A 6,251-nucleotide genomic window follows, 5' to 3' on the forward strand; every position below is an offset into this window, starting at 1 on the left:
GGAGCGCGTGGCAATGCGCCCGTTCCACCGGCTGCCGCGATCAGGCACCGGTGCCCTGGACATGGGCCCTGATCTCGTCCAGCCGGTCCAGCAGTGCGTCCTCGCGCCGGTCGAAGGTTTCCTCGTCGATGTCTCCCGCCACGAGCGCTCGCTCGAGTGCGGCGAGTTCCCGTTCGACGGGTGCCGGGTCGTAGTACTCGTTCTCCGCGGCCTCGACGACGCGCTCCATGACCCAGGCCACGCCGCGCACCGGCGCCAGCGGAAGCGTCGCGAGTTGAGTCAGCAGTCCCATGAGGACTCCTTAGACGAAGCTGTAGGCGGGCAGCGGGCCGACCAGCCGCAGGTCGAAGTCCTCGCCCAGTTTCTTGGCGATGTCCTGTTCCGCGCCGAGGAAGGTCTTCTCGTTGTCCCGCTCCACAAGGAAGGACACATTCAGGAAGTCGTTCCCGGTCGGCTGCGACGAGCGTTCTTCCCGCGCGAGTCCGCGCAGCGCATCGAGGACTGCGACGGCGAGCCGATCCTGCCGCGCTTGCACTTCCTGGGAGACCAGCTCCCCGAGGGCGAGCGGCAGTTCCGGGCTGCTGCGGCTGCTTCTGATCTCCTCGTTGAGCTCGCGCGCCTCGTCGGACTCCTGAAGGATTTGGCGCAACAGCGCATCCTCGTCCTGGGTGGCCTTCAGGTGGTATTCCACGCAGCCCTCCAGCGCCCGCAAGCGTTCGCTGAAATTATCCGTACCGTCCTCCAGGACCGCTCGTACAGCGTCGTCGTCCACGGTGGTGAAGCCGAACTGCAGCGGCAAAACGGTGCCGTCGGCCATCAGCTGTTCCTGGACGGCCTGGTGCGCGCTGAGGTCTCGGCGTTTGGGACGCAGTTCCTCGGGCGCGTCGCTGACGACCGCGGACAGCATTTCGGTGCGCACCGTGCGGAGGGGCGCAGGCGGATCCCCCACCCCGTGGAGGCCGTCCAAGCGCTGAGGATGGGTGGCCAAGACAATGGAATACACGTATACGGCCATGGTTCACTCCTCGCGGCGTCGGGCGGCAGGACGACGCCGCGGCCGCTCCCGCCTCTCCTCGGGCTCCTTGCGCCTCTTTTCTGACTGCTCGGCCTCCTCGTCGTCATGTCCTCCCTTCAGGGCATCGGTCAGCACGTCAGCGGCCCCACTCAGAGCACCCTTGGCTTTCCCATGCGCACCGCCCTCGGTCACCTCGCCGACCAGGTCGGTCAGCTGAGACGGAGCCTTGCGACCCTCCTCCAAGTCGAGGCGGTTGCAGGCCTCCGCGAAGCGCAGGTAGGTATCCACGCTCGCCACGACGATGCGGGCATCGATCTTGAGAATCTCGATGCCCACCAAGGACACACGTACAAAGACATCGATCACCAGGCCGCGGTCCAGAATCAGCTCGAGGATGCCGTAAAGGTTCCCCGACCTTCCCCCGCCAGCCCTGGAAATGGTTCCTCCGCCCTGCGGCACCATAGTCATGGTGCCTCCTTTCAGCAGCTCACACGCGGCTCCGGACGAGGCCGTTTCCGTTCGTCCGGCAAGCGGTGCAGCAGTGGTGTTCCGGCCCTAGCCACGCGGGTCGATCTGGCCTCGGGTGTAGCGGCGGGTGCGCTCGTACGCCAGCAGTTCGCCTTCCTCGTCCAGCGTCACCCGGTAACTCGCCATCACGCTGGTAGTACCGGGGATACGTTCCAGCTCCAAAACTTCCACGTCCGCCTGCCAGCCGCCCTCCGTCGGCTTCACCGCCGAGACGGACTCGGGTGCTCGCCCCAAAAGCTCCTGGAGCTGCTCAGCCGCATACCGCATGGCCCGCGGGGCCGAGACCCGACGGGCCGCACGCTTCGTTTCGCTCGTACGGCTGCTGGCCCGTCCGGTGCTGGTATTCCTGGCGGTCTTCTTGACGGGCTTCTTGCTGGACGGACGCCGGACGCGCCCTGTCTCGTCCTCTTCGCCTACGGCCATGTTCCCGCTCCGGAATCGGAGACGACATGATGCCCGCGTCACCTTCACAAGACGCCGTTCCATGATATACGGCCTGGGCTGACCGCATCTCGGAGCTCGCACATTGCTTCAGCGCCGGGCACAGCCTCCTAACCGCGTGCCGTAGCCCCCCAGTGGCTGCATAGCACCATCACTGCCGCATAAGAAGCGCTGTGAGTGGTGGGGTGGTGGGCACTGTCGGCGTGCTTTGAACCGTGACCCCCTATCGGTCGATGAAAAGTGACCCCTTCCGTGATCAAGTGGCTGCCCGCGCCGGTGACCTCGCCGTCGAGCTCGAACGCCGCCTCTACCTCGTCACGATCGAGGGTTTCCGATGGGTTGCCGTGGGGATCCTCAGGCGTCCTGCAGGTACCAGCGCAGTTCCACGGTGTTGCCGTCCGGGTCCTGCACATAGAGGGAGGCCGCGGTGCCCTGGGCGCCGAAGCGCTCGCCAGGACCGTCCAGCACCGTGAAGACGTCGGAATCGATGACCTGCTGCCAGTCGAGCGGCTCGACCACCAGGCAGATGTGGTCGACGTTGGAGCCCTCCGGCCGCTCGTCGGGCGCCTCGACGAGGTCGATGATGGTGGTGGGGCTCACCCGCACGGACGGGAAGGAGACCTTGCCGGCCCGCCACTCCTCCACCCGCACCGGTTGCAGCCCCAGCGGGCCGGTGTAGAAGGCGAGCGAGCGCTCGATGTCGGCGACGTTCAGGACGAGGTGGTCGAAGGCAATCACGCGCATGGATGTCTCCGCAGGGTCGGGTCGGCCGGGGCACCGGTGGTGGTACGACGGGGCCGGCGGCTCCGGGCCTCGCCGGTCCGGGGCGGTGGCTGTTCGCTGACTGCCGTGGCCTGCCCTTGACTTCAGCATCGCCGAGCAGGCATCCATTGGTCCAACGCATGTTTGTCATCCGATCCATCGTGTTTCACGATGGATCAATGGAGATCTCCAGCAGATGCGCTACGTCCTCGCGGTAGCGGAGACCGCGAGGTTCACCCGCGCCGCCGAGCGGTGCCACGTCGTCCAGTCCGCGATCAGCCACCAAGTGGCCCGGCTGGAGAAGGAACTGAGTGCCCGGCTGTTCGAAGATACGAGGCAATCTGACCGTCGGATCGATTCGCACTGCTGCGCGGACATACGTACGTGACGTTGCTTGTGGACCTCGAAGCCCGGCGACCGATCGATGTACTGCCCGGCAGGGAATCCGCGCCAGAGCCCGCTGGCTCGCCGACCATCCTGAGGTGGAGGTCATCTGCCAGGACCGTGGTTCCACCTAAGCCGAGGCCGCACGCGCGGCGGCACCGCAGACCGTCCAAGTCGCGGACGCCTGGCACCTGTGGAACAACCTCGGACAGTAGCTGTGGAGAAGACCGTGCCAGGACACTGCAAATGCGTTCGGTCCGCGTTCGCCGATACGGGCCCGCCTCTTCCGAAGAGGAGCCACCTTTGGCCCCGGACGGAACCAAGGACGTCAACGGCCGTCCGCGCCGCATCGTCGCCGGTATCCGCGAACGGCACCAGGCCGTGCACGAACTCCTCTCCCATGGATGCCCGTCGCGTGGAATCAGTGTCGACGATCTGCTGGTCAAGGTCACCTCCCGCCGGACGCTGCTGGACGACTTCAAGCCGTACATCTACAAGCGGTTCGCTGAGGGCTGCCACGACGCCGGCCAGCCAAATCTTCCGTGAAGTCCGCGACGGATTGGTGGTCTGCGGCCCCGAAACGGAGTAGACCCCCTGCCTGAAGTCGACGTCAGTCACGGCGTTACCTCTGTTGCCTTTGCTTCCTGGAGGGGGTTACGTCCTCTTCGTCTCCTTCTTCCCCTTCTTCTTCCTCGTATTCGCCTTCTTCTTCTTCGTCCTCGTCTTCGTCCTCGTCCTCGTCTTCGTCCTCGTCTTCGTCCTCGTCCTCGTCTTCGTCCTCGTCCTCGTAGTCTTCGTCCTCGTGCTCGTAGTCCTCGGGCCTCTTCTCGTAGTCCTCGTCCTCGGACTCCTCGCCTTGTGCGTCCTCCTGCTCGGCGGCCTCTTCTTCTTCCATGGCGTCTTCGTGGGACACGACGACTTCACCGTCCCGGATTTCACCGCGCCAGCCCTCGGGCTCTTCCTGGGCGAGGGAGACGTATCGCTGAAAGTGCTTGAAGTCGAGTCGCATTCGGCGTCCTTGGGCGCGCCACAGGTTGCCCGTCTTCTCGAAGAACCCGGACGGGTAGTACTCCACGACCAGGGCGATTTGAGTCAGGCTGGGTGCCAGCTCATGGAAGCTAACCGCACCACGGGTAGTTCCCTTGGCTCCCTCGGACGTCCAAACGATGCGGTCGTCGGGAATCTGTTCCTGGACAGTCGCTTTGAAGCTGCGCGAGGAAGGGCCGACTTTGACCTTCCAGTCGCTGGACATCTCATCGCTCTTCGAGACGTCGCGAACGCCCTTCGCGAAGCTGCTGAACTGGTCGTACAGCGTCCAGTGGTCGTACGCGACACGCAAGGGTACTCCCACATCGAGCACCTCGATGATGTTCATGACCTTGCCGCCGCTCGACTTGCGTTTCCCCTTTCCGCCGCCGAACGCTTCCTTGACCTTCCCCACGACTTTGTCCTTGAAGCCCTTGGCTTTCTCCCCGACGAATGCCTTCAGTGGGGAGTCGCCCTGGAGAATGCGGGAGCCGATCGCGGGAAGCGATCCACTCTCGGCCACATCAGTGAGCTTCCCAGTGACATCGGTCAGTTTGTCGCCCGCTTTCTCGGCGAGTCTCTCCACCTGTGCACTGAGGAAGTTGGACGCTTCTTCGCGAAGCCGGTCCACACCCGACATTTGTGCCGTGGGCTGGTCTGTTTCCGTCCTGGTCATGACTGGCTACCTCCGACGATCGGCGCGCTTGGACGCTGCTCGCTTCGACGACGCCGCCTTCCGGGCGGCAGACTTCTTGGCCGGAGCAGTTTTCTTCGCAGCCGTCTTCTTTGGCGGGGCCGTCTTCCGGGCGGCGGACTTCTTGGCCGTCCGAGGCTTCTCTCCGTGGGCGGGAGCGGCCTTCTTGCGTGCCGCGCCCCCTCTGGGCTGGGCGCGACTGCGGCGCCGCTTCGGCTGCCTCTCTTCCTCCTCTTCCTCTTCCTCGTATTCCTCTTCCGGCTGTTCCTCCTCTTCCTCAGCCTGGCCCTCTTCGTACTCGGCCTCCGGCTCTTCCTCTTCCTCTTCCGGTTCCTCCTCTTCCTCGTACTCTGCGCCTCCCTCTTCCGGCTCGTACTCTTCCTTGTCCCCCTCTTCCTCTGCCTCATCCTGCTTCTCACCGAGCCGGGCCGTACGGTCGCTGAGGGCATCGGCCAGCGAACTCATGCCCCGGTCGGCGGCGGCAGCCACTGCCTTACGGCCCGCGTCGAAGACTTCCCCTTTCAGCTGCTCCTGCAGCTCGGCGAACTGGGGAATCTCTCCGAGTCTGCGCATCCCTTCGGCGGCAAGCTGTCGGGGTTCAAGGCCGAATCGTCTCCCTGCCAGATATGTCGCAATGGTCAGCGCCAGCCGGCCCTTCTTCGTCCGGCCCAGCACATAGCCGCCCACTACTGCGGCCGCGAGGGTCACCTTGGCTGTGTCATCCATGAGAGCGTCACCTTCGATGGTTCGGTGCGGGGCCGACGTGTGCAGCATGCAGCCGGTCCAGCAGCCTTTCCTCTTCCCGGTTCGAACTCCTCCGTGCTGCTATTTCTGTCTTCAAGTTCCCGGTTCAGTACAGCCGGCTGGGCACGGTGCACTCCTGGGGCGTGTAACTCGCGCTCGGCAGCATCGTTGAGTTTCTCCGCCACCCAGATCACACCGCGGACCGGTGCGTTGGGGAGCGTGAGCAGTCCCGTGATCAGTCCCATGTCAGACTCTGACCAGCCTGAACGTGAGTGCCTGCAGTGGCGACGAAGTTGCAACAGCGCAGCGGGCCCGCAAGACGCAGCTTGACGTGTGCGGTGCGCGCTTCCGAATCGCTCCGCCGCGCTTCGGGAGACATCGCTTTCGCCGCGCGGCTGTCGTCGAGGATTTCCCGCTGCGCGGCCGACGTTCTTCTGCCATGCATTCAAGTCTGGTCGGTATCGGGCGCTTCGCACCTTGAAGAGGTATGGGGCGCGCCTGCCGGGGTGGGCGGCTGCTGTGGTGATCGATGTTTTGGCGGTGTAGCGGACGACGGTGCACGAGCCTCGATCTTTCGTGGCGGGCTGCCGGATCTTCCGGCGGTCCGTTTTGGTTTGTCGCGCTGGTGACTGGCAGAACTGTGGCCCGGCTGTCGCG

The 6,251-nt window shown here is 64.9% G+C and carries 8 protein-coding genes and 2 pseudogenes; 2 read left to right on the forward strand and 8 right to left on the reverse strand.

The window, feature by feature from the left end; translation table 11 throughout:
* Window positions 1–40: 40 nt before the first annotated feature.
* The 5 genes from ACZ7IB_RS43910 to ACZ7IB_RS43930 form a co-directional block, all read right to left on the reverse strand.
* Window positions 41–292, reverse strand: a complete 252-nt coding sequence (locus ACZ7IB_RS43910) for a gas vesicle protein GvpG (RefSeq protein WP_266749775.1) — start codon at window positions 290–292, stop codon at window positions 41–43.
* A gap of 9 nt (window positions 293–301) precedes the next feature.
* Window positions 302–1,015 (reverse strand): GvpL/GvpF family gas vesicle protein, encoded by a 714-nt coding sequence (locus tag ACZ7IB_RS43915; RefSeq protein ID WP_470920598.1) that lies wholly within the window; start codon window positions 1,013–1,015, stop codon window positions 302–304.
* A 3-nt stretch (window positions 1,016–1,018) separates the two neighbouring features.
* A complete protein-coding gene (locus tag ACZ7IB_RS43920; protein ID WP_470920600.1) occupies window positions 1,019–1,483 on the reverse strand; it encodes a gas vesicle structural protein GvpA in 465 nt (154 codons plus the stop codon).
* Window positions 1,484–1,570: 87 nt separating this feature from the next.
* Complete coding sequence (locus ACZ7IB_RS43925; protein ID WP_266749780.1) at window positions 1,571–1,966, reverse strand: gas vesicle protein GvpO; 396 nt, start codon at window positions 1,964–1,966, stop codon at window positions 1,571–1,573.
* Window positions 1,967–2,338: 372 nt separating this feature from the next.
* Complete coding sequence (locus ACZ7IB_RS43930; RefSeq protein ID WP_266749781.1) at window positions 2,339–2,728, reverse strand: VOC family protein; 390 nt, start codon at window positions 2,726–2,728, stop codon at window positions 2,339–2,341.
* A gap of 158 nt (window positions 2,729–2,886) precedes the next feature.
* Between ACZ7IB_RS43930 and ACZ7IB_RS43935 the strand changes: the two are divergent.
* Both ACZ7IB_RS43935 and ACZ7IB_RS43940 read left to right on the forward strand, forming a co-directional pair.
* Window positions 2,887–3,095 (forward strand): annotated as a pseudogene (locus ACZ7IB_RS43935) (LysR family transcriptional regulator); the annotation flags it as partial.
* 338 nt (window positions 3,096–3,433) lie between these two features.
* On the forward strand, window positions 3,434–3,676 hold the full coding sequence (locus tag ACZ7IB_RS43940) for a hypothetical protein (RefSeq protein WP_266749782.1): 243 nt from the start codon (window positions 3,434–3,436) through the stop codon (window positions 3,674–3,676).
* A gap of 76 nt (window positions 3,677–3,752) precedes the next feature.
* Here ACZ7IB_RS43940 and ACZ7IB_RS43945 read toward each other — a convergent pair whose 3' ends face one another.
* The 3 genes and pseudogenes from ACZ7IB_RS43945 to ACZ7IB_RS43955 form a co-directional block, all read right to left on the reverse strand.
* Window positions 3,753–4,832 carry an SRPBCC family protein gene (locus tag ACZ7IB_RS43945; protein WP_470920603.1) on the reverse strand — a complete coding sequence of 360 codons (1,080 nt, stop codon included), beginning with the start codon at window positions 4,830–4,832 and terminating at the stop codon, window positions 3,753–3,755.
* Between the two features lie 6 nt (window positions 4,833–4,838).
* Entirely contained in the window at window positions 4,839–5,576 is a 738-nt protein-coding gene (locus ACZ7IB_RS43950) for a histone protein (protein WP_470920604.1), read from the reverse strand.
* A 7-nt stretch (window positions 5,577–5,583) separates the two neighbouring features.
* Window positions 5,584–5,839 (reverse strand): annotated as a pseudogene (locus ACZ7IB_RS43955) (gas vesicle protein GvpG).
* Window positions 5,840–6,251 lie beyond the last annotated feature (412 nt).

The organism is Streptomyces sp. NPDC037301, assembly GCF_055602785.1.